Genomic DNA, 23,014 nt, shown 5'->3' with positions numbered 1-23,014 from the left:
TATCTGTAATCCGTATATTGTTTCAAACCCGAACCGACATGATCAAAAAAACCTTCCGGTCGATCGCACCGCTCGTTTTCGCGATGCTGGCATGGAGCGTCAACGCCCAAACTTACCGCCCGATCGCCGGCTTCTCCGCCGAAACGAACCGGAAACTGGAATCGTTTCTGAACTCCACCCGCACGATGAAAGAACGCAAGGTAGCCGTTTTCGACTGCGACGGCACGCTGCTCGGCCAAACGCCGTACTACCTCGCCGACGAAGCCACTTACGATTTCGCCCGTAAAAATTACGAAGGCAAAAAGGATGAAAATTCGAAAACGAAGTGGGCGGTCTGCCGGCAGTTGATCGACGGGGACAACGTCACTTTCTCCTACATCGAAAATTACATCCGGTTCTATGCCGGAATGACTCCCGACGAGATGTGCCGGGTCGGCTGGGAGTGTTTCCACGACAAATTCCAGCGGAAATTTTATCCGGAGATGAAAGAACTGCTCGGAAACCTCGAGGAATACGGCATCGAAATCTGGGTGATTACGGCCTCTCCTGAACTATTGTACCAGCGGTTTATCCACGAAGAGCTGGGGATTCCGGTCGACCGGATCATCGGAGTCAAATCCTGCATCCGCGACGGGATCGTCACCGACGAAACGGTGCGTCCGATCCCGCAGGACGCCGGTAAAGCCGAAGCGCTCAACACCTTTATTAAGGCCCGGCCGATCCTGGTCGGCGGCAACTCGCGCGGAGACATGGAGATGATGCTCGAATCGGTCGGTCTGCGCGTAATCGTCAACCCGGACGACACGAAACCCGAAGAGGCGATGGGCGGCAAAACGGTAAAGGCTTTCTGGGAAACGAACCCGAATACGATCGCCGTCCGCTGCAACGACGTGCCGGACGAAGGTTACGACTGGGCATGTAAGGCATACGGAATTCCGCAAAACCGCACCAATTCTGCAATTCAATAACGCAAATCCGATACGACCCATGAAAAACACAATCCTCGTTTTCTTATTATGCAGTCTACTGGCGCCTGCTACGCACGGCAGCGCCCGAAATCCGGAATCCGAAAAAGACACGTACACGAATCCGGTACGGACGACCGACGGAGAAGTGTTGCAAGTCGCCGACCCGTTCGTATACGAATACAAAGGTACCTATTACATGACCGGAACCACGGCCGGAGACTGCGGTTTCGATTACTATACCTCGAAAGACCTCGTGACGTGGGAATACGGGGGGCCGCTGTTTCGCAAATCGGCCGGGCATTTCGGCGCCGGGGCATTCTGGGCTCCGGAGGTAAAGTACTATAAAGGAAAATTCTACATGACGTACAGTTGCCTGAACGCCGAACGGGGCGTACTGTTGTCGTGCCTGGCCGTCAGCGACACGCCGGACGGGCCGTTCGAAGAACTTTATACGCCGTGGTTCGACCTGGGATATTCGGCCATCGATTGCCATATTTTCGTGGACGACGACAAAGCGAAAACGCCCTACCTGTACTTCAGCAAAAACGGAAATCAGGACGGTTATGGATACGGAGAGAACTACGTCGTGGAACTGAAAAAGGATCTTTCGGGAATGGTCGGCGAACCGCGGCTGGTCTCACGTGCATCGCAACCGTGGGAAAAAGTGCGCTGGAACGTAAACCGTTGCAACGAAGGGGTCACCGTCATCAAAAAAGGGAAAACCTATTATATGACCTACTCGGCCAACGATACCGGATTCGAGTTCTACGGAATCGGGATCGCGACGGCCCCCCACCCGCTCGGCCCGTGGACGAAATACGACGACAACCCGCTGATGACGACCGACCTGAGTAAAGGAGTATCGTCTCCGGGACACAACTCGATCGTCCGAACGAAGGACGGGAAACTATGGATCGTCTATCACCGTCACGCCGATCCCGACTGCCGGAAACCATCGTTCGACCGGGTGGTGTGCATCGACCGGCTGTTCTTCGACAAAAACGGCAAACTGAAGACGGACGGCCCGACTTCGACGCCGCAGCCGGTACCGTAAAATCGATCGCATATACGTTATCGTTTTAATCCGATTTTTATTAACTTTACCCAATAGACCATCTGGAAATGAAAAAATCACTGTTTATTGCCGGCCTGCTGGCTTGCGGCACGCTTTACGGACAAAACCCGATCGTTCCGCCGGGAGTATACCTGGCCGATCCCGAAGGACACCAATGGAAGGACGGGAAACTGTACCTCTACGTTTCGCGCGACGAAAGCCCGGACTACTACTGTTCGTGGAGTTACGACCTGCTGTCGACATCCGACCTGAAAAACTGGAAGATCACCAAAAACGCTTTCGCCTCGAAGGGGCCGAACGACCAGGTTCCGTACAGCGACGGCGAACTCTACGCTTCGGACGCCGCTTACAAAAACGGCAAATACTATTTATATTACAGTATGCGGGACGCGATCGACGAAGGCGTGGCTGTATCGGACTCGCCCGACGGACCGTTCAAAAACGGTCAGCCGATGAAAGGTATTTCGCAGATCGACCCGGCGGTCTTCGTCGACGACGACGGACAGGCGTACCTCTACTGGGGGCAATTCTCGGCCAAAGGGGCCAAACTGAAAGACAACATGCTGGAAGTGGACACTACGACGATAGTAGACGGACTGGTCACTGAAAAAGATCACTTTTTCCACGAAGGCAGCAGTATGCGCAAGCGCAACGGAATCTATTACATGGTTTACGCTCACCTGCGCAAAGGACGTCCGACCTGCATCGGCTATGCGACGTCGAAATCGCCGCTCGGACCGTTCAAATACGGCGGCGTAATCGTCGATAACGCCGGATGCGATCCCGAATCGTGGAACAACCACGGCTCGATCTGCGAGTTCAACGGACAATGGTACGTACTCTACCACCGGACGACGAACGGCGCTCGGTCGATGCGCAAAGCCTGTATGGAACCGATCACATTCAACGAAGACGGAAGCATCAACGAAGTGGAAATGACCTCTCAGGGAGCCGGCGATCCGCTGAACGCATTCGACAAAACCGGGGCGGAACGGGCGTGTCTGCTGTGGGGAAATACGCGGATACGCCTCTGCGCACCGGATAACGAAGAACTGAGCGGCATACAGAACGAAAATTACGCCGTCTATAAATACCTCGATTTCGGAGACGGGGCCGACAGCTTTACGGTGGACGTCACCCCGAAAGCCGGAGGCAAGATCGAAGTATGGATCGACAACCTGTGGACCCCGCCGGTAGGCGTCGTCGATGTTCCGGCGTCGGACGACGGGAAACCGGTCACGCTGACCGCAAAAATACAGCCTGTCAAGGGGGTACATGCCCTGACGCTGCGTTTCACCGGCGACAAAGACGCAGACGAGTTGTTTACGGTCGACGCGTTCCGTTTCGGAAAGCAGTAGACGACCCGATACGACCGGAACAGCCGGAGTCGGACTCCGGCTGTTCCTTTAACCTGCAAACCTACGACCTTAAAACCTAATCTATGAAAAAACTCTACCTAAGCATCTTACTGGCAACTGCTCTGACGACGCCGCAAACGCTGTTTTGCGCTCCCCCCGCGACGCGCCCGCAGACATGGACGGCGCAGGATGCACTGGGACGCACGATCGGATCGACCGAACAGTACGGCGCTCCGAGACCGGGCAAAACGGTCGGCATGTTCTTCGTCATCTGGCACGGCACGAGCGGTTACGACACCTACATGAAGCAATTGCCCGACGAAGGCGTCCGCATTCCGCAGCCGACCGATACGCTGAGTCCGTACGACAACCAGAAACTGATGACCGAAAATCCGCAGAATCCGCAATACGGACCGCAGTGGGTATTCCATCACTGGGGAGAACCCTACCTGGGTTACTACCTGGCCGACGACGATTGGGTAATCCGCAAACACGCGCAAATGCTGACCGATGCGGGCGTGGACGTCATCATCGTCGACCTGACCAATGCGGTGATCTACCTGCCGCAGTTGAAAAACCTCTGCAAAGTATATACGCAGATCCGGGAAGCAGGCGGAAGAACCCCGCAACTGTCATTCATCTTCAACACGCAGGCCCGGGAGACCGTCCAACGTCTGTACGACAATTTTTACGCAAAAGGACTGTACAAAGATCTATGGTTCTACTGGAAAGGGAAACCGCTGATCCTATGCCCTCCGCAGGACGTAACGCCGCAGTTCGCCGACTTTTTCACGATCCGGCATTCGTGGTTCTGCTCGCTTCCGGAGTGGGAGTGGTTCGGCGACGGACGCGACAAATGGCCGTGGGCCGACTACTATCCGCAGAATGCGGGCTGGCACGAATCGCCCGATAAGCCGGAAGCGGTTTCGGTCGCTCCGGCCACCCACCCGATCACCGACGGAGGACGCGTACGCCGCGTCGGACGCAGCTACCACAACGGACAGCAACCCGACAAGGCGCATCAACATTCGGAGCAGGGGCTCTGTTTCGCCGAACAGTTCTCGCGAGCAATGGAGCTCGATCCGGAATTTGTCTTCTTCGCCGGATGGAACGAATGGACGGCGATCCGGATCATCGACCACAACGACTTTCTCAAGTGCGGCGACCGGGATCTGAAAGAGGGTGACACTTATTTTTGGGATCTCTACAACCACGAATACAGCCGCGACATCGAACCGCTGCGCGGCGGGTTCGGCGACAACTACTACTACCAGCTCTGCGACTTTATCCGCCGCTACAAAGGCGTGGAACCGATCGAGGTACATTCGGACATTCACCGAATCGACCCGGGCGACATGACGACCTGGCAGCAGGTCAAAGCCGTTTACGCGGACGACCGGGGCGACACGTTCCACCGCGACCACTTCGGTTACGGACGGATCGGACAGTTGATCAATACGACCGGACGCAACGACATCGTCGAAGCGAAAATGGCCAACGACGGAAAAACGCTGTGGTTCTACGTCCGCACCGACCGGCCGATCACGCCCTGCACCGACCCGAAATGGATGCGGCTGTTCATCGACGTGAAAGGCTCCGAGCTGCCCGACTGGGAAGGATTCCAGTATGCGGTCGGAAATCCGGCCGCCGACGGATCGAAAACCGCGCTGTCGCGGTCGCGCAACGGATGGAATTGGGAAAAGATCGCCGACCTGGATTACCGCGTCTCGGACAACGAAATGGTCGTTGCGGTTCCGTTCGCCGCAATCGGAGTGAAAAATCCGAAGAACTTCACCGTGGATTTCAAGTGGATCGACAACGCGGTCGATCAGGGAGACATCCAGCAGTGCCTCTCGGACGGAGACGCCGCGCCCAACGGACGGTTCAGATACCGATACGCCTTCAGCAGATAACCCGGCAAACAAACCCAACAAACCTATCTATGAAAACGATAAAATTCAGAATACTACGCCTCGTCTGCTTGCTGAGTATAACGGGCGGGGCGGCTGCGGCGCAGGTCGTGCCGCCGACCTGGACGGCGCAGGACGCGCTGGGACGCACGATCGGCACGGACGCTCAGTACGGAAAACCGCGTCCGGGCAAAACGGTCGGCATGTTCTTCGTCGTCTGGCACGGTGCGCACGGATACGACCACTACGAAGCGCGCCCCGACATGGATGTGATCGTCCCCGGCAAAAACGACACGCTAAGTCCGTACGACATCCAGAAATTGCTGGACGAGCGTCCGGACGCCCCGCAGTACGGACCGGTCGGGGCTTTCCACCACTGGGGCGAACCCTACCTGGGCTATTACGTCGCCAACGACGAGTGGGTCATCCGCAAACACGCGCAAATGCTTTCCGACGCCGGCGTGGACGTTATCATCATCGACATGACCAACGAAGTGATCTATCTGCCGATCGTGACCAAGCTGATGGAAGTTTACCGGAAAATGCGCAGCGAAGGAAACCGGACGCCGCAGATCTCGTGCGTATTCCACACGCTGCTGCCCAACGGCAAAGAGACGCTGAAAAAGATGTACGACAACATCTATTCGAAAGGACTGTACGAAGAACTGTGGTTCCGCTGGCAGGGCAAACCGCTGGTATTCTGCCCCCGGGAAGCGCTGACTCCGGAAATGGATGCGTTTTTCACGACGCGCCACTGCTGGTTCGACTCGCGGGAACCCTGGTTCCGCGACGGCCAGCGCTGCTGCCCCTGGGCGGACTACTATCCGCAGAACTACGGATGGGACGAAGACCCGAACGTCGCCGAAATGATGTCGGTCGCTCCCGCCACCCATCCTACCGATCGCCGGGATCGCGTACAGAGGATCGGCCGAAGCTTTCACAACGGCCGCCAACCGCTGACCGAAGCGGAACAACGCTCCGGCGAAGGACTCCATTTCAACGAACAGTTTTCGCGGGCCATGGAGGTCGATCCGGATTTCCTGTTCTTCACCGGATGGAACGAATGGAGCGCGATGCGCTTCATCAATCAGGGCGAGATCCTGACCCTGGCAAATAACGAGTGTAAAATCGGAGACAGCTATTTCTGCGACGACTACAATCACGAATACAGCCGCGACATCGAACCGCTGCGCGGCGGGTTCGGCGACAACTACTACTACCAGCTCTGCGACTTCATCCGCCGCTACAAAGGCGTGGAACCGATCGAGGTACATTCGGACATTCACCGAATCGACCCGGGCGACATGACGACCTGGCAGCAGGTCAAAGCCGTTTACGCGGACGACCGGGGCGACACGTTCCACCGCGACCACTTCGGTTACGGACGGATCGGACAGTTGATCAATACGACCGGACGCAACGACATCGTCGAAGCGAAAATGGCCAACGACGGAAAAACGCTGTGGTTCTACGTCCGCACCGACCGGCCGATCACGCCCTGCACCGACCCGAAATGGATGCGGCTGTTCATCGACGTGAAAGGCTCCGAGCTGCCCGACTGGGAAGGATTCCAGTATGCGGTCGGAAATCCGGCCGCCGACGAATCGAAAACCGCGCTGTCGCGGTCGCGCAACGGATGGAATTGGGAAAAGATCGCCGACTTGGATTACCGCGTCTCGGACAACGAAATGGTCGTTGCGGTTCCGTTCGCCGCGATCGGAATGAAAAATCCGAAGAGCTTCACCGTGGATTTCAAGTGGATCGACAACGCGGTCGACCAGGGAGACATCCAACAGTGCCTCTCGGACGGAGACGCCGCGCCCAACGGACGGTTCAGATACCGATATATTTTCGAACAACAACCTGATAAAACCCGATAATCATGAAAAAAACCACTATCTCGGCGCTTTTGCTGTCCGCTTTGCTGACGGCAATCGGGACGGAAGCCCCGGCGCAGACCAAACCGGATACCTGGACGGCGCAGGATGCGCTGGGTCGTAAAATCGGTACGACGGATCAATACGGCAAACCCCGCAAAAACAAGGTCGTCGGCATGTTTTTCGTCATCTGGCACGGCGTGCACGGATACGACCGACCGGCATCGAACCCCGACAATGCAGTGATGGTTCCCACCGCAGCCGACTCGCTGAGTCCGTACGACAACCAGAAAATCATCGATGCGAACCCGCAGAATCCGCAATATGGCGCGGAACACGCGATGCATCATTGGGGCGAACCCTACCTGGGCTATTACGTCGCCAACGACGAATGGGTCATCCGCAAGCATGCTCAAATGCTGTCCGACGCAGGCGTGGACATGATCATGTTCGACGTAACCAACCAGGCGATCTACCTGCCTGTGGTCAAACAAATCTGCGACGTCTACACCAAAATGCGTAAGGAGGGAAACAAAACCCCGCAAATCTCGTTTATCTTCAACACCAACGCCAAGGAAACGCTGGAAAACCTGTTCGACAGCTTCTACGGTAAAAATTTGTACAAAGAGCTGTGGTTCCGCTGGAAAGGCAAGCCGCTGATCTTCTGTCCGCCGGAAGGAATCACGCCGGACATGGCCGGCTTTTTCACCGTGCGTCATTCGTGGTTCTGCTCGGCATGGGACTGGTTCGGCGACGGACACGACAAATGCCCGTGGGCGGATATCTATCCGCAGAAATACGGCTGGCACGACCGTCCCGACAAACCCGAGATGATCGCGGTATCGCCCGCGACGCACCCGATCGTTACGAACGACATGAAACAGGTGGGACGCAGCTATCATGACGGCGCGCAGCCGGACAAAGAGCACTGGCGCTCCGGCGAAGGGCTCTGTTTCCGGGAACAGTTCGAACGCGCCATGGAGGTCGACCCGGAATTCATCTACTTCTCCGGCTGGAACGAGTGGACGGCCATGCGGTTCGTCAATCCGGGCGGCATCCATAAAGTAGGCGAATACGATTGCAAAAAAGGGGACAGCTATTTCGTGGATCTTTTCAACCATGAGTTCAGCCGCGACATCGAACCGCTACGCGGCGACTTCGGCGACAACTATTACTACCAACTCTGCGACTTCATCCGCCGCTACAAAGGCGTGGAACCGACGCCGGTCTATTCGGCTTACCAGACGATCGACCTCGGCGACATGCAGGCATGGAACAAAGTAAAAGCGGAATTCGCCGACGACAAAGGGGATGTCTTCCACCGGAACCATTACGGTTACGGAAGCGTAGGACAGTACGTCAACAACACGGGACGGAACGACATTCTGACCGCAAAAGTCGCCAACGACGGCAAAACGCTCTATTTCTACGTCCGCACGGCAGCGCCGGTAACCCCGTTCTCCGATCCGAAATGGATGCGGCTGTTCCTGGATGTCAAAGGCAGCGAATCGGGTAACTGGGAAGGTTTCCAGTACCGGATCAACAACGACGTGACCGACAATAAAACGAGCCTCGAAAAGTCGTTGAACGGCTGGAACTGGCAGAAAATCGCCGATCTGGACTACCGGGTCGCCGGCAACGAACTGGTCGTGGCGGTTCCCGCCCAGGCGATCGGAATCGCGAATGCGAACGATTTCGCGATCGACTTCAAATGGATCGACAATGCGGTCGAAGAAGGCGATATCCAGGAATGTCTCTCGGACGGAGACGCCGCGCCGAACGGACGCTTCCGCTACCGCTACCAATTTAAAAAATAAAAACGTCTGAATTTTAATAACCTAAAACACACCCATGAACAAATTCGTTTGCGTGCTCCTTTGCACGCTGCTGACCGTCGGGTGCAAAGACGACAAGACAAATTCCGATAACCAGGGTCCAGGGCCAGACCCCGGACCCGATCCCACGCCTCCCGCCGAAGAAGTGATCGCCGAAGTGGATCCCCTGTCGTGGACGTCGGTCGACGGCCTCGACAGAACCATCGAACCCGGCGTGAATTACGAAACGCCCGAAACCCGCGGAGAAAAAACAGTGGGCATTTTTTACTTCCTGTGGCTGGGATGCCACTCGTACGACACCGGATTGCCGACCTACACGGGCGGCGTTCAGAAGCCGTCCGCAACCGATGTGGAAAGTCCTTACGACATCCAGAAGCTGCTCAATGCGAATCCGACCGATCCGGCACTGGGGCCCGAAAACATTTTCCATCACTGGGGAGAACCCTACATGGGGTACTACGTATCCGACGACGAATGGGTCATCCGCAAACACGCCCAGATGCTCAGCGATGCCGGCGTCGACGTGGTGCTGTTCGACGTAACCAACGGATTCACCTACCTCGACGTAGTCAAAAAGGTAGGAGACGTCTATACGGCGATGCGCAAAGAAGGCTCTCAAACGCCCCAATTCGCGTTCGTTGTGCACTCCGGCGCATCTGAGACAGCACATTCCGTGTACCGGGACATTTACCTGCGGGGACTGTACAAAGACCTCTGGTTCCAATGGGATCACAAACCGCTGCTGCTCTGTAACCCGGACGAAGTTTCGTCGACCGTCAAAGGATTCTTTACGATCCGCCACGCCTGGTTTCTGAGCAACAACAGTTCGGCGGACGCCTGGTTCGGCAACGGAGAAGACAAATGGCCCTGGGGATCGGTCTACCCGCAAAAAGTAGGCACGCACAACGGCGTCCGCGAATGCGTTTCGGTGATGCCGGCGACCCACCCCACCTCGAACATCGGCCGCAGTTACAACGTAAACACCCAGGTGCAGCCGGGACCGAGCGCCCTGCGTTCGGGAGAAGGCATCCATTTCAAGGCGCAGTTCGAAAGGGCGTATACCCTCGATCCGCAATTCCTGTTCTTTACGGGTTGGAACGAATGGGTCGCCCAACGGTTTATCTCCAAAAGCGGCGGAGATTACATGCTGGGCAAACCGTTGCCCGCCGGCGGCTCCTACTTCGTCGACCAGTACAACCACGAGTTCAGCCGCGACATCGAACCGCTGAGAGGCGATTACGGAGATAATTATTACTACCAGATGGCCGACTTCATCCGTCGTTTCAAAGGAACCAAACCGTCGCCTACGTTCACGACGACGGACACCATCCGGATCGACGGCCAAACCGACGAATGGAAACCGGTGCAGGCGGCTTACGCCGACGACAAGGGCGACATCGCTTTCCGGAATCATTTCGGATACGGACGCATGGGACAGTTGGTCAATACGACCGGCCGCAACGACATCGTCCAGGCGAAAGTCGCTAATGACGGCACTTACCTCTACTTTTACGTAAAAACCGCGTCGGATATCACGCCGTACAAGGACAAGAACTGGATGCGACTGTTTATCAACGTAATCGGAAGCGACAAGCCGAATTGGGAACATTTCCAGTATATGATCAACGGCGAGGTGACCGACGAAACGACCACCTCGCTGGCCGTATGCCGCGGCAATTGGAACTGGGAAACGCAGCAGGAGATCAGCTACCGGGTCGAAGGCAGCGAAATGGAACTCGCGATCCCGATGGCGAGCCTCGGAATCAAAAACGTCCGGGACTTCAAGATCGACTTCAAATGGATCGACAACGCCGTATCCAAAGGCGACATCCAAGAGTGCCTGACCGACGGAGACGCCGCCCCGAACGGGCGGTTCCGTTACCGTTACCAATTCAAAAAGTAAAATCTTCGGATCGGCCGGATTCCGGCAGAACGTTTCTTGCCGGAATCCGGTTGTCCCGAAAAAATATTTTTGTAATTTTACGAATACAACTATTAACCAATTTCCCTAAAATTTCAAATGTATGATACGTATGAAAAATTTTTTAAGGCTATCCGTTCTGGCGATGATGCTGGCTCTGCTGGCGGGCTGCTCGAAAGACGAACCGGAGAAAGGCGACGGCGGCGAAGGAGGCGATAACGGCGGCAATACGCCCGGTCCTGTTTACGAAGAAGCGCAGGTAAACAGCGACCTGTGGACGGCCACCGATCCGCTGGGACGCAAACTGCCCGACTACGAACAGGCCGGCACAAAAAAGAAAAACAAATACATAGCCATGTTCTACTGGACGTGGCACAACCCCAACATGGTCAGTTACGGTACGGTCGGAAATATTTCCCAAATTTTGAAAGAGAACCCCAATGCCATCAAGGAGAAGGACAACCCGGTATGGGACCGCGGAGGCAGCAATACGCACTTCTGGGGCGAACCGCTGTTCGGCTATTACCGGACGACCGACCCGTACGTACTGCGCAAACATGCCGAAATGCTCGCCGACGCCGGAGTCGACGTCGTGTTCTTCGACTGCACGAACGCGCCGTTCCTGTGGGACGAGTCTTACAATGCCCTGATGAAAACCTGGGATCAGGCGCGTAAGGACGGCGTGAAAGTCCCGAAAATTTCGTTCCTGCTTCCTTTCGGGCCGAGCGACGCATCGTACGACATGATCAAAAGGCTGTACAACGACGTGTATAAAGTCCGCAAATACCAGAACCTCTGGTTCACCTGGCAGGGCAAGCCGATGCTGATGGGTTATAACGACAACATCCCGACGAACAACGCCGAAGACCGTGAAATGAAGAATTTCTTCACATTCCGGCCCGGTCAGGCGGACTACGTCAACGGCCCTTCGAACAACACCCAGTGGGGCTGGCTGGAGATTTACCCGCAGAACAAATACGCCTATAACGAGGAAGTAGCGGTCGGCGTAGCCCAGAATACCTGCGCTTCGAACTACTACCATGCCAGCGCATTCAATATTCCCGGTACGTTGGGACGAAGCTACACGGGAAAGAACAAAAGTTGGGACACGCGCCCGGACTCTTACCTGTACGGAGCCAATTTCCAGGAACAATGGGACCGCGGCATCCAGCTCGATCCGTACCTGATTTTCGTCACCGGATGGAACGAATACATCGCCGGGAAATGGGATACGGGATGGCAGGGCGACCCGTTCTCGTTCGTCGACCAATTCGATTGGGAACACAGCCGGGACATCGAACCGAACAACGAATGGTGGGACGCCGACGGCAATTACAGGGGAGACACCTATTATTACCAACTGATCCAGAACGTGCGTAAATTCAAAGGCATGACCCAGCGCGAATATGCGTCGGAAGCCAAAACGATCAAACTCGACTCGATGGCAGCTTGGACAGACGTGAAACCCGACTTCAGGCACTACAAGGGAAACGCGATCAAGCGGGCCCACGCCGGGCATGCCGACAAGTATTACAACAGCTCGCTGGGACGCAACGATATCGTCGATGCGAAAATCGCCCGCGATGCCGAATACATCTACTTCTATGTCGAAACCGCTTCGGCGATGACCTCTCCGCAGGACGAAAACTGGATGATGCTTTTCATCGACATCGACCGGAACAAATCGACCGGATGGGAAGGCTACGACTACGTCGTCAATTACGAAACGCCGGACGCATCGACCGGAACCGTCTCGAAAAACGTCGGAGGCAAATGCGAATGGGATAAAGCCGGAGATTTCGATTACGTCGTCAAAGGCAACAAAATGGCGATTCGGATGAAACGGTCGATACTCGGAATCAAGGATAAAATCGACCTCGAATTCAAATGGGTGGACAACATGCCGAAAAATACAGAATCGGGCAAACCCGAATACAACGCCTCGCAGTTTTATACCTGCGGCGACGCTGCGCCGGGAGCGCGTTTCAATTTTATCTACACGGTCAAATAGACTCTTCTCGAAAAACGATCAGGCCGGCACCCCAACGAGTGCCGGCCTGATCGTTTTTATCCCCGACAAAGATCAGATGATCTCCGCCACGACATACGTGCTACCGCCGACGAATATCAGATCTTCCGGGCCGGCCTGCGACCTGGCCAAACGGAGCGCCTCGGAAACGCTTCCGACGCATTCCCCGCGCAATCCGTACGCTCCCGCGCGCCGCGCCAGTTCTTTTTCGTCGAGCGCGCGCCGGATCGCCGCCCGGGTAAAAAAATAGTAAGCGTCTTTCGGCAACAGCGGCAATACCTTCGACAAGTCCTTGTCCTCGACGAAGCCGACGACCATCAAGAGTTTGCGATAATGCTGCGCGGCAAGCTGCGCCGCCACTTCCGTAATTCCGGCTTCATTGTGACCGGTATCGCACACAACCAGCGGGCGTTCGCCCAACTGCTGCCAGCGTCCCATCAACCCGGTCGTCCGGGCCGCCGTCGCAATTCCCCGAAACACCTGTTCCCGTGAGATGGAAAGCCCGCCCGCCCCGTTCAGTACGTCCAGCGCCGTCAGCGCCGTCAATACGTTCTTGCGCTGATACAGTCCCGGCAGATCGCTGTCGATCCGGAAGCGAGAGCCGTCCAGCCGGTTTTCGATTTCGAAAGACTGTCCCTGCGGCCGGGAAATCTGTCCGAGCACCCGGTAGGTCTGGTCGGCAAAGAGAATCGGGGCGCGGGATGCTTTGGCTTTGTCGATAAAAACGAGCTGCGTTTCGATCCGGCTTTCGCCGACGACCACCGGCGTATCCTCCTTGATGATCCCGGCCTTTTCGCCGGCGATTTCTTCGAGCGTATCGCCGAGAAACTGCGTGTGATCGTAACCGATGTTGGTAATGACGCTCACCAACGGACGGATGATGTTGGTCGAATCGAGACGGCCGCCCATTCCGACTTCGACCACCGCTACATCGACCTCGTGCCGCGCAAAACAATCGAATGCAATGGCCGTAGTGATCTCGAAAAACGAAGGCTGCACCCGGTCGATCGTCCCGCGATTCCGTTCGACGAAACCGATCACTTCCTCCTCGGAAATCATTCGTCCGTCGATCCGGATGCGTTCCCGGAAATCCTTCAGGTGCGGCGAAGTGAAAAGCCCCGTCCGATATCCGGCCGCCGTCAGCGTCGAAGCGACCATATGCGACACGGAGCCTTTACCGTTCGTCCCGGCTACGTGAACGCTGCGGATTTTGCGGTGCGGATTCCCCAAAGCCTCCTCCAGCGCCACGATATTATCGAATCCGGCCTTGTAAGCGCTACCGCCGACGTGCTGAAACACCGGCAGCGAATTATACAAAAAATCGAGCGTCTGCTGATAAGTCATTCGAATACTATTTGGACAAACAAAACCTTCCGGGCAAAAACCGGAAGGTACACTTTTAATCGACGATATGGCTCTTCCGCCGGAAACGGTAGGCCATGAAATAGAGCAGGCCCAGCACGAACACATAGCTCGACACCCGACCGATCACATCCCCGTAACGGGTATAAAAAGTCATCCTGTCGTTCAGGCTCAACGAATCGGTCAGCGCTCCGCGCTGGTCCCATCCGAGTTTTTGCAACACGTCGCCGCGCTGGTCGATGAATCCGGAAATACCGGTATTGGCGCTGCGGGCGATGCTACGCCGGTTTTCGACGGCCCGCAACCGCGAATAAGCGAACAGATAGCGATGTCCGGGCGTATCCCGCCACCAGCCGTCGTTCGAAATCACGCACATCACCTGCGCCCCGTTGCGAACGAACTCGGTGAAATATTCGCCGTAAACCGCCTCGTAACAGATCGCCGGCCCGGCACGGACGCCGCCCGGAGCGGTAAACACCTCGCGCACTTTCCCGTATCCGATCTGTCCGGACAATCCGCCCAGATCGACGAATAAGAATTTCCATTTTCGAATCACCGAATAATAAGGGAGCATCTCCGCCCCGATCACCAGTTTCCCTTTATGGTGTATTTTGATCGCTTCCGTCGAATCGAGCCCCAACGCCGTGTTGAAAACATCGTACCATTGTCCGCCCCGCTCGCGCGCCGTAGGGGACGCGGTCTCTTCGGAATCGTAAGGAACATACGTATTCGCACCGGTCACCACCATCGTCCCCGGTTTGCGCTGCCGGATAAAATCGTGAAACAGCAGCATCGAAGGCGTCCGTTCCAGGTATTCTTCCCAGAAATATTCATCGATCGCCGTTTCCGGAGCCACGATCAGGTCGGCGTCTTGCGGCGCCTGGTCCATCAACCCGATCAACAGTTCGTTCTGTTCGCTCTGCTTCAAAACGAATTTTTCATGGTAAGGGTCGATATTCGGCTGAACGACCGTTATTTTCGTCCGTTCGGACGGCTCTTCGTATGTGGCATACATAATCAGCGAAACGACCGCGGGCAGCAGCAACGCCACCGCCGGAGCGATCCACCGGACGGGCTCGCGTCGCCGTTTCCACGCTTCGAACACAAGCAGGTTCACCACCAGCACCCACAGCGATCCGCCGAGCGCACCGGTGTATTCGTACCACTGCACTAACTTCACGTCCATCGAGAACCCGTTGCCGAGCACCAGCCACGGGAACGAGATCTCGCCGTTCAGGAAAAGATATTCGTAAGCGATCCAACCGCTGACCAACACCGTGTAGGCCAGCGCCCGTTTGGCCCTGCGCCAGACGGCATGGTAGATCAGAAAGGCCCCCGACATCAATACCGTTCCGGTCACCGTCGCCGCAACGACCCCGATCACGGCCGCGAAACCGACCCACCAGACCGTCGCGAGCCACCACAGCGTGAAAGTCGCCACCGCATAGGGCCAGAATCGCAACGGCTTCCCCCTTCGTCCCGTTTTCGCGGCCACGTCGCTCTGAATCCACAACAGCGGGACGAAAGCCACGAACAGCGTCAGGGAAGTTCCCCCGAGCCACGGGATCGAAAACAACGCCACGCTGAGCAGCAAACAAAGAATACGTTTTCCCATCTTTTCGCTTTTTCTGTTCTGCAAAGATAGATTATATTTATTACTTTTGCATGAAAGATTTCGCGGCCGCAACTGCGAAATCTCCGTGAAAACGCATGATTTATGGGTTTTGAAGTTTTTTTGAAAGGAATCGTTATCGGACTTCTGGCCTCCATTCCATTGGGGCCGATCGGCGTGATGTGCATCCAGCGGACACTGAGCAAAAGCCAGCGTTCGGGATTCGTATCGGGTCTGGGAGCCGCCTCCGCCGACACGCTTTTCGCTACCGTCGCCTTGTTTTCGCTGACGGTCGTGCTCTCTTTCATCGAAGACAACATGGTTATCATCAAAGTGCTCGGAGGCATCTCGGTCATTATCGTAGGCATGACCATCCTGCTGAAAAATCCGGTCGGGCAGATCCGCCGCAACCGGGCCGGCAAAGGCAGCAACCTGTGGAGCGACTACCTGTCGGTGTTGCTGATTACGCTGGCCAATCCGGCTTATATCCTGATCTTCGTCGCGCTGTTCGCGGCGCTCGGCGTCAACCACGAAGGAATCCCGTACGCCAACGGCCTGCTGATGATCCTCGGCGTGCTGTGCGGCACTTCGCTGTGGTGGTTCTTGCTGACGTTCTGCATCAGCTTTCTGCGTCGCAAATTCCGGCCCCGCCACCTGCTGTGGATGAACCGGATATCGGGAAGCGTCATCGTGATGCTCGGAGCCGCAGCCATTTTATCCATCTTCATTCACATGAAAGTACCTGTCCATGAAATATTCCCCTACTAAAAAGATCGTTATCGCGATCGACGGTTTTTCATCGTGCGGCAAAAGCACTTTTGCGAAAGAGATCGCCGCGCGGATCGGCTACGTATTCATCGACACCGGAGCGATGTACCGGGCCGTAACGCTGTACGGCCTGAGGCACGGCGCCGTACAGGACGGGGACGTGAACGAAGCGCTGCTGATCGCGATGCTTCCCGAGATAGAGATCACGTTCGCATTCAACTCCGAACGCGGAGCGAGCGATATCTTCCTGAACGGCGAAAACGTCGAAAAACGGATTCGCAGCATCGAAGTCAGCGACCTGGTCAGCAAAGTCAGCGGCATTGCTGCCGTACGCGAGCAACTCGTCCGGCAGCAGCAGCAACTGGGACGGCAGAAAGGGATCGTGATGGACGGACGCGATATCGGCACCGTCGTATTCCCGGACGCCGAACTGAAAATCTTCATGACGGCCGACCCGGCGATCCGCGCGCAACGGCGCTACAAGGAGCTGGAAGTCAAAGGCGAAAAAGTGTCGCTGGAAGAGGTCGAACGAAACCTGCGCGAGCGCGACCATGCCGACCAGACGCGCGCCGTCAGCCCGCTCAGGCAGGCCGAAGACGCCGTCGTCCTGGACAACAGCCACATGACCCTCCCCGAGCAAATGGATTGGGTGATGCGGCGGATCGAAAAAATAACCTGCGCTCCATGTACATCGAAATAGACGACAAATCGGGATTTTGTTTCGGAGTGGTCAAAGCCATCACCAAGGCGGAGGAATCGCTCGCAGAACTCGGCAAGGTCTTTTCGCTGGGAGATATCGTACACAATCGCGTCGAAGTCCAGCGACTCGAGAAGCTCGGGCTTGAAACCATCGCACACAGCCATTTTCCAGAGTTGGACGGACAGACGGTGCTGATCCGCGCGCACGGGGAACCGCCGACGACCTATGCGCTGGCAGCGGCCCACCGTATCCGCCTGATCGACGCTACGTGCCCGGTGGTGGCCCGCCTGCAAACGCTGGTCAAAAAGGCGCACGAACAAATGAGCGGTTGCAACGGCCAGGTCGTGATCCTCGGCAAACGGGGTCATGCCGAAGTGGTCGGCCTGACCGGACAGGTCGACGGGGATGCGATCGTCATCGAAACGCTCGACGACCTGGACAACATCGACTTCACGAGACCCGTTTACCTGCTGTCGCAAACCACGCAGAGCCTTGCCCTGTTCGAAGAGGTGCACCGAACCATCCTGGAACGCTCCGCCGACCCGTCGCAGGTGACCGTCAACGATACGATCTGCCGGCAGGTTTCGAACCGGAACCCGCACCTAAAAGAGTTCGTCCGGCGGTTCGACGTCGTAATCTTCGTCTGCGGCCGGAAAAGTTCGAACGGGAAAGTGCTGTATCAAACCTGTACGGAAGCCAATCCGCGCTGCTACAACATCGAGGACGAACAAGAACTGCAAAGAGAGTGGTTCGACGACTGCCGATCGGTCGGCATCTGCGGCGCGACATCCACCCCGAAATGGCTGATGCAGCGAGTCGCCGACACGATCCGTAAAACGATCGGATAAACCCGAAATTATTTCTTATCTCGGGGAACAACCAACCCGTCCTCGTCATGCTCGAAATCCCCGAAACCACCGCCATCAGCGAACAAGTCGCCTCTTTTTTGTCCGGCCGTACGATCGTAAAAGAGGCTCACCTCGGCGGCGCGGTCTACTACGGCCCTGTATGCCAACCCCTGGCAAAAAATAGACGGGAACCTCCCGGCTGCCCTGTTTTTCCGTATCTTTGTATCGACCTGAAGTCCGAACGACCGGACTTCAGGCCGTAAAAACAGAGAACATGGGAAAATTGATCCACAGTTTCGACCCGATCGTCGACGGAGGCTGCCGGATATTGGTACTCGGAACGATGCCCGGCGAAGAGTCGTTGCGCAAACAACAATATTACGGACACCCGCGCAACGCATTCTGGCCCATCATGGCCGCACTCTGCGGACAGGAACTTCCGGACGCGTACCAGCATCGGAAAGCTATGCTGCTGGAGACGCGAATCGCGCTTTGGGACGTTTGCCGCCGGTGCGAGCGCGACGGCAGCCTCGACAGCAACATCAGCAACGAAGCACCGAACCGCATCGGGGAACTGCTACGGCAATACCCGCAGATCCGCACAATCGCTTTCAACGGGCAGTATGCCGCGCGGCTTTTCAAACGTTATTTTCCGAATGTCGATCCGGAAATCACACGGATCATCCTGCCGTCGACCAGTCCGGCACACGCCGTTCCGTTGGAGAAGAAACTACGGGCCTGGCAGGCCGTAAAAGATTTTTTGAAATAAGCCGGACGCAAAACCGACTGAAAACGGCCGCAGGATTTAAAAATCCTGCGGCCGTTTTAAATTCAGAACAGAAAAAACCGGAAACCTTATCCGGTCGGAAAATTTCGCGCGAGGGATTTTCCTCCACACTTCGGGAAACCGACCGCCCCCCCTTCCTTTACCGCCGTTAGTTATTCGAGCTCGACGATACGTCCCTCTTTGCGGCTCCGTTCGGCGGCAAAAGCGATCGCATGGCTTTCGAGCGAGTCGTCGAGCGGAGTGCTCATGATCGTCGCATCCTGCCTGCGGACAGCTTCGATCCAATCGCGGATCATGCCGGCGTCGCCGCCGCCGTGACCGGCTCCTTTGTAATTCTCCGCATCGATCGCATTCGCATCGTAAACCGTCTTTTCGCCGGTCGCGAAATCGGTCAGCGTGAACGATTCCATATCGCCGACGATATCGCCGCGCGTTCCCATGATGCGGGTACGACGCCCCATGTAAGAGGTAAAAGCCTCGATCGAAAAGTTTACCGTCACGCCGCCTTCGAACTCCATGCTGGTCACGTAATGATCCGGCTGATCGTTGCTACAACGGTAAACGCAACGGCCGTAATCGGTCGTACGCAGGTAACGGAGAATCGCTTCGCCGCGTTCGGGCTCCTCCTCCGGCAGGTCGAATACGTACAGCCAGGTTCGGTCGCGATAGTAGATTTTCAACGCGGAGAACGGGCAGGTCGCCTCTGCGGCGCATCCGTCCGTGCAACGTTCGGTACTCCCTTTCGGAGCGTTCTCCGACTTAAAATGTTTCAGGCCGCCGAAGGCCGCTATCCGGCGACAGGGCTTCCCGATCATCCAGTACAGAATATCGAGGTCGTGGCTCGATTTGGCAAGCACCAGCGGCGTGCTTTTGACCGAATCGTGCCAGCTTCCGCGCACATACGAATGCGACATATGGATATGATCCACCGGCTCGAAATGCTGGATGCTCACCAGGTCGCCGATCCGTTTGGTATCGATCATCTCTTTCAGCTTCAGGAAATAGGGCGAATAGCGCAGCACATGCGTCAGGCAGACGATCTTCTTTTTGTCGCGGGCATGGGCGACCAGCCGGCGGCACTCGTCGAACGTCTGCGCGATCGGCTTTTCGAGCAGGATATCGTAACCCAGGTCGAGCGCCCTCATACAGGGTTCGTAATGCAGGTGGTCGGGCGTCGCGATAATGACCGCATCGGCGAATTTAGGCCGGTCGAGCATCTGCTGCCACGTTGCGACCCGGTTTTCGACCGGAACGCCGTATTTGTCCCCGTACATCGTACGGCGTAGATCGACTAACTCGGCGATGCCGACGATCTTCAGGTCTTCGGGATGCTCCAGCGCATAATCGCCGTACAATTTTCCGCGCCCGCTGGCTCCCAGCACGACGGCGGTGACCGCTCTTTTTTCCATCGGTTTATCGGATTCAATCAATAAACTACAAAGCAACGATCCGGTCGAGCCGGGCGCAAAGATCCGCCAGCGCTTCCGCCGAAGCGCTGTTCCCTTGCTCGGTGGTAAGCCATCCGCCCCGGTAATGCTTGCGGGCCGCTTCCATCACTTTGCTCCAATTCACGTCGCCCTCGGTCAACGACACGCCGAACCCGGCTCCCCTCCCTTTGGAGTCCGCTTCCTTGCGGCTGAATTCCTTGATATGGATACGTCCGATCCGGTTGTCCAGAATGTCGATCCACTGCTCGGGCCATCCGTAAACCAGGATATTGCCGCAGTCGAAATAAAACTTCACATACGGGCTTTCGAACTGATCGACGTAATTGCACGCCTCGACCGGACTCAACAGAAAATTATTCCACACGTTTTCGATGCAGATTTTGACCCCCAGCTTTTCGGCGGTAGGGATCAACTCTTTAATACATTCGGTCGAACGGTTCCAGCAATCGTCATAGCTAACCTCCTCGTTGACGATACCCGGCACCAGCAGCACGGCGTCGGTACCGTACGCCTTCGCGTCTTCCATCGCGACGATCATCGCGTCGATCCCCTCCTGCCGCACGGCGGCATCCGGATGCGAGAGCGGTTTCGCCCAATGGTGGACGTTGCAGACGCTCGACGCCACGAGACCGGTCTCCCGCATGGCGGCCAGCACTTCATCGCGATCCATGTGGCTATTGGGCTCGATTCCGTCGTAACCCGCGGCTTTGATCGCCTTGCACTTGTCCAGCACGGAACCCTCCATGCCCACCGTTCCCCACATGATCGACTTACGGAAATCGCCGGAAACCGGCTCCTTGTCATCGGCAGGAACCGACACGGAATCGGCTAGCACACCGGCGCGCAAATACGGAAACGACAGAACTCCTGCGGCCAGCAGGGCGTTTTTCAAAAAATCTCTGCGGTGCATAACTGTATCGTTTTAGGTTTCAGATTATCAAGCCGGCGATCCTGCTACCGGAGGCGTTTCGGGAATCCCCGGCACCGGACCGAACTCGTAGGTTTCGGGACCCAGTTTCATTTCGGAAGCCATGATCTCGTCCCAGGTTACGAATTTGCCCGTATAAGCCGACTGCCGTCCCATCATCGCCATCAGCGTCGATTTGACGTGCTGCTCGGCATCGTTCACCGGCGTATCGGTACGGATAGCCGTCACCAGGCGGATCAGTTCCTGCACATACGGATCGGGAACGGCCATCGACTGGTCGGGATCCTCCGGCGCAGGCTTCGGGTACTGCCAGGCAATGGTGCCGTCAAGGTTGTAAATCGTATCGAAACAATTCGTGTACCCTTGCGTTCCGTACACCATCACGTTGTGCGTCGTATCGCAACCGTTGATCTGGCGCGACGTACAGTGCGCGCGCAAGCCGTTGTCATATACGTATTCGATGCTGAAAAAGTCGTACATATCGCCCGTGACACGGCGCTGGCGGCCACCGGTGGCTTCAGCCCGGACAGGCGTCTTATCGCCCATGAACCAGCTCATCATGTCGATCTCGTGAACGAACTGTTCGACCACCAGATCTCCGGAAGTCCAGCAGAAATTCACCCAGTTGCGCAGCATGTACTCCATGTCGTTCCATTCGGGTCTGCGGTTGATGTACCACAGCGCCCCGCCCAAACGCGTCACGTGCGCCGATACGATGTCGCCGATAGCGCCTTCGGCTACGCGACGGTAGGTCTCGATGCAATCCTTCTGCGAACGACGGATCGTACCGCTGATAACCGACAGTCCCTGCTGATCGGCTTTTTTAGCCGTAACCAGAACCCGCTTGGCCCCTACGGGATCCACTGCGCACGGTTTCTCGATAAAACAGTGCTTGCCCTTTTCGATGGCATATTCGAAATGCATCGGGCGGAATACCGGAGGCGTACACAGCAGCACGACGTCCACGCCCGAGTCGATCACTTTTTGGTAGGCGTCGAAACCGAGGAAGCAATTTTCGTCGGTTATCTCCTGTCCCTTATCTTTCAGCGTCTTCCGGCACGCGTCCAGCTTGTCGGGAAACACGTCTCCCAGAGCCGTGATCTGCAAACCGGGACCGGCATCCAAAAAATTGCAAGCCGCTCCGGTGCCGCGGCCTCCGCAGCCGACCAGCCCCGCTTTCAGCGGACGGCCTTCCGGCGCGCTGGCCAGTATCTCGGGAACCGTTACCGTTACTTTTTTCTTCGGCGACGAGCAACCCGTCAGCAAAGCGGGCACGCCGACCGTACTCAAAACGCCCAAAGTTCCCAACGCGGAACTTTTGATAAAATCTCTACGACTTAATTTAAAATCCTCTTTCATGGGTCAGTAGGTTATATGACATTTACAAATATAACCTTTTCTTCGCGAAAATGCAAAAAAGAGCGCGAAAAAGGGGGTCGGATTCATTCTGATCCGGCCCCCCTTTCATTCCTCGATATCCGCTACGATCCGGATATGTCTTCGAGCCGCCACTTAGGATTCAAACCTTCGATCGCAACGCGAGCGGCGACTTTCGCAGTACAACGAAACTTAAGGTAAACTTTGCCCT

The 23,014-nt window shown here is 56.4% G+C and carries 17 protein-coding genes; 12 read left to right on the top strand and 5 right to left on the bottom strand.

The annotated features are described in order from the left end of the window. Positions 1-38: 38 nt before the first annotated feature. The 8 genes from GFH31_RS12585 to GFH31_RS12550 all read left to right on the top strand — a co-directional run bounded on the left by GFH31_RS12585 (position 39) and on the right by GFH31_RS12550 (position 12,955). Positions 39-968, top strand: a complete 930-nt coding sequence (locus GFH31_RS12585) for an HAD family hydrolase (RefSeq protein ID WP_153498011.1) — start codon at positions 39-41, stop codon at positions 966-968. A 19-nt stretch (positions 969-987) separates the two neighbouring features. Next, the gene (locus tag GFH31_RS12580; RefSeq protein ID WP_118458861.1) at positions 988-2,022 is read left to right on the top strand and encodes a glycoside hydrolase family 43 protein; all 1,035 of its coding nucleotides are present in this window, start codon (positions 988-990) and stop codon (positions 2,020-2,022) included. Between the two features lie 68 nt (positions 2,023-2,090). After that, positions 2,091-3,401, top strand: a complete 1,311-nt coding sequence (locus tag GFH31_RS12575; RefSeq protein WP_101570824.1) for a family 43 glycosylhydrolase — start codon at positions 2,091-2,093, stop codon at positions 3,399-3,401. An 83-nt stretch (positions 3,402-3,484) separates the two neighbouring features. Next, positions 3,485-5,314: a hypothetical protein gene (locus GFH31_RS12570; RefSeq protein WP_153498010.1), complete on the top strand. Its 1,830-nt coding sequence runs from the start codon at positions 3,485-3,487 to the stop codon at positions 5,312-5,314. A gap of 29 nt (positions 5,315-5,343) precedes the next feature. After that, complete coding sequence (locus GFH31_RS12565; RefSeq protein ID WP_118656502.1) at positions 5,344-7,191, top strand: hypothetical protein; 1,848 nt, start codon at positions 5,344-5,346, stop codon at positions 7,189-7,191. 2 nt (positions 7,192-7,193) lie between these two features. Then, the gene (locus tag GFH31_RS12560; RefSeq protein WP_101570830.1) at positions 7,194-9,005 is read left to right on the top strand and encodes a hypothetical protein; all 1,812 of its coding nucleotides are present in this window, start codon (positions 7,194-7,196) and stop codon (positions 9,003-9,005) included. 34 nt (positions 9,006-9,039) lie between these two features. Further along, on the top strand, positions 9,040-10,926 hold the full coding sequence (locus GFH31_RS12555; RefSeq protein WP_118656500.1) for a hypothetical protein: 1,887 nt from the start codon (positions 9,040-9,042) through the stop codon (positions 10,924-10,926). A gap of 130 nt (positions 10,927-11,056) precedes the next feature. Continuing rightward, positions 11,057-12,955 (top strand): hypothetical protein, encoded by a 1,899-nt coding sequence (locus GFH31_RS12550; protein ID WP_228385771.1) that lies wholly within the window; start codon positions 11,057-11,059, stop codon positions 12,953-12,955. Positions 12,956-13,027: 72 nt separating this feature from the next. On the opposite strand, the gene GFH31_RS12545 is transcribed toward GFH31_RS12550, so the two are convergent. Together GFH31_RS12545 and lnt are read right to left on the bottom strand one after the other, a co-directional pair. Then, a complete protein-coding gene (locus GFH31_RS12545) occupies positions 13,028-14,317 on the bottom strand; it encodes a bifunctional folylpolyglutamate synthase/dihydrofolate synthase (RefSeq protein WP_101570834.1) in 1,290 nt (429 codons plus the stop codon). 55 nt (positions 14,318-14,372) lie between these two features. After that, on the bottom strand, positions 14,373-15,950 hold the full coding sequence (lnt, locus tag GFH31_RS12540) for an apolipoprotein N-acyltransferase (RefSeq protein WP_153498009.1): 1,578 nt from the start codon (positions 15,948-15,950) through the stop codon (positions 14,373-14,375). 102 nt (positions 15,951-16,052) lie between these two features. Here lnt and GFH31_RS12535 point away from each other — a divergent pair, with 102 nt between their 5' ends. The 4 genes from GFH31_RS12535 to GFH31_RS12520 all read left to right on the top strand — a co-directional run bounded on the left by GFH31_RS12535 (position 16,053) and on the right by GFH31_RS12520 (position 19,032). Then, on the top strand, positions 16,053-16,715 hold the full coding sequence (locus GFH31_RS12535) for a LysE family translocator (protein ID WP_055203885.1): 663 nt from the start codon (positions 16,053-16,055) through the stop codon (positions 16,713-16,715). Next, complete coding sequence (gene cmk, locus GFH31_RS12530; RefSeq protein ID WP_101570835.1) at positions 16,696-17,415, top strand: (d)CMP kinase; 720 nt, start codon at positions 16,696-16,698, stop codon at positions 17,413-17,415. Before GFH31_RS12535 ends, cmk begins: the two co-directional genes overlap by 20 nt. Next, positions 17,400-18,263 (top strand): 4-hydroxy-3-methylbut-2-enyl diphosphate reductase, encoded by an 864-nt coding sequence (locus GFH31_RS12525; RefSeq protein WP_172970761.1) that lies wholly within the window; start codon positions 17,400-17,402, stop codon positions 18,261-18,263. Before cmk ends, GFH31_RS12525 begins: the two co-directional genes overlap by 16 nt. A 274-nt stretch (positions 18,264-18,537) precedes the next feature. Beyond that, a complete protein-coding gene (locus GFH31_RS12520) occupies positions 18,538-19,032 on the top strand; it encodes a DNA-deoxyinosine glycosylase (RefSeq protein ID WP_101570837.1) in 495 nt (164 codons plus the stop codon). A 170-nt stretch (positions 19,033-19,202) separates the two neighbouring features. On the opposite strand, the gene GFH31_RS12515 is transcribed toward GFH31_RS12520, so the two are convergent. Genes GFH31_RS12515 through GFH31_RS12505 form a run of 3 tightly spaced genes read right to left on the bottom strand, consistent with a single transcriptional unit; the run spans position 19,203 to position 22,785 of the window. Beyond that, complete coding sequence (locus GFH31_RS12515) at positions 19,203-20,459, bottom strand: Gfo/Idh/MocA family protein (protein ID WP_118656496.1); 1,257 nt, start codon at positions 20,457-20,459, stop codon at positions 19,203-19,205. A 25-nt stretch (positions 20,460-20,484) separates the two neighbouring features. After that, positions 20,485-21,408 carry a sugar phosphate isomerase/epimerase family protein gene (locus tag GFH31_RS12510; RefSeq protein ID WP_055203871.1) on the bottom strand — a complete coding sequence of 308 codons (924 nt, stop codon included), beginning with the start codon at positions 21,406-21,408 and terminating at the stop codon, positions 20,485-20,487. A gap of 27 nt (positions 21,409-21,435) precedes the next feature. Then, the gene (locus GFH31_RS12505) at positions 21,436-22,785 is read right to left on the bottom strand and encodes a Gfo/Idh/MocA family protein (protein WP_101570842.1); all 1,350 of its coding nucleotides are present in this window, start codon (positions 22,783-22,785) and stop codon (positions 21,436-21,438) included. Positions 22,786-23,014: the final 229 nt, after the last annotated feature.

Origin of the sequence: Alistipes sp. dk3624, from assembly GCF_009557455.1 — a bacterium.
GTDB classification, from domain to species: domain Bacteria; phylum Bacteroidota; class Bacteroidia; order Bacteroidales; family Rikenellaceae; genus Alistipes_A; species Alistipes_A hominis.
Note: the sequence above shows the minus strand (reverse complement) of the source record. Positions and strands in the feature narration are given on the sequence as shown.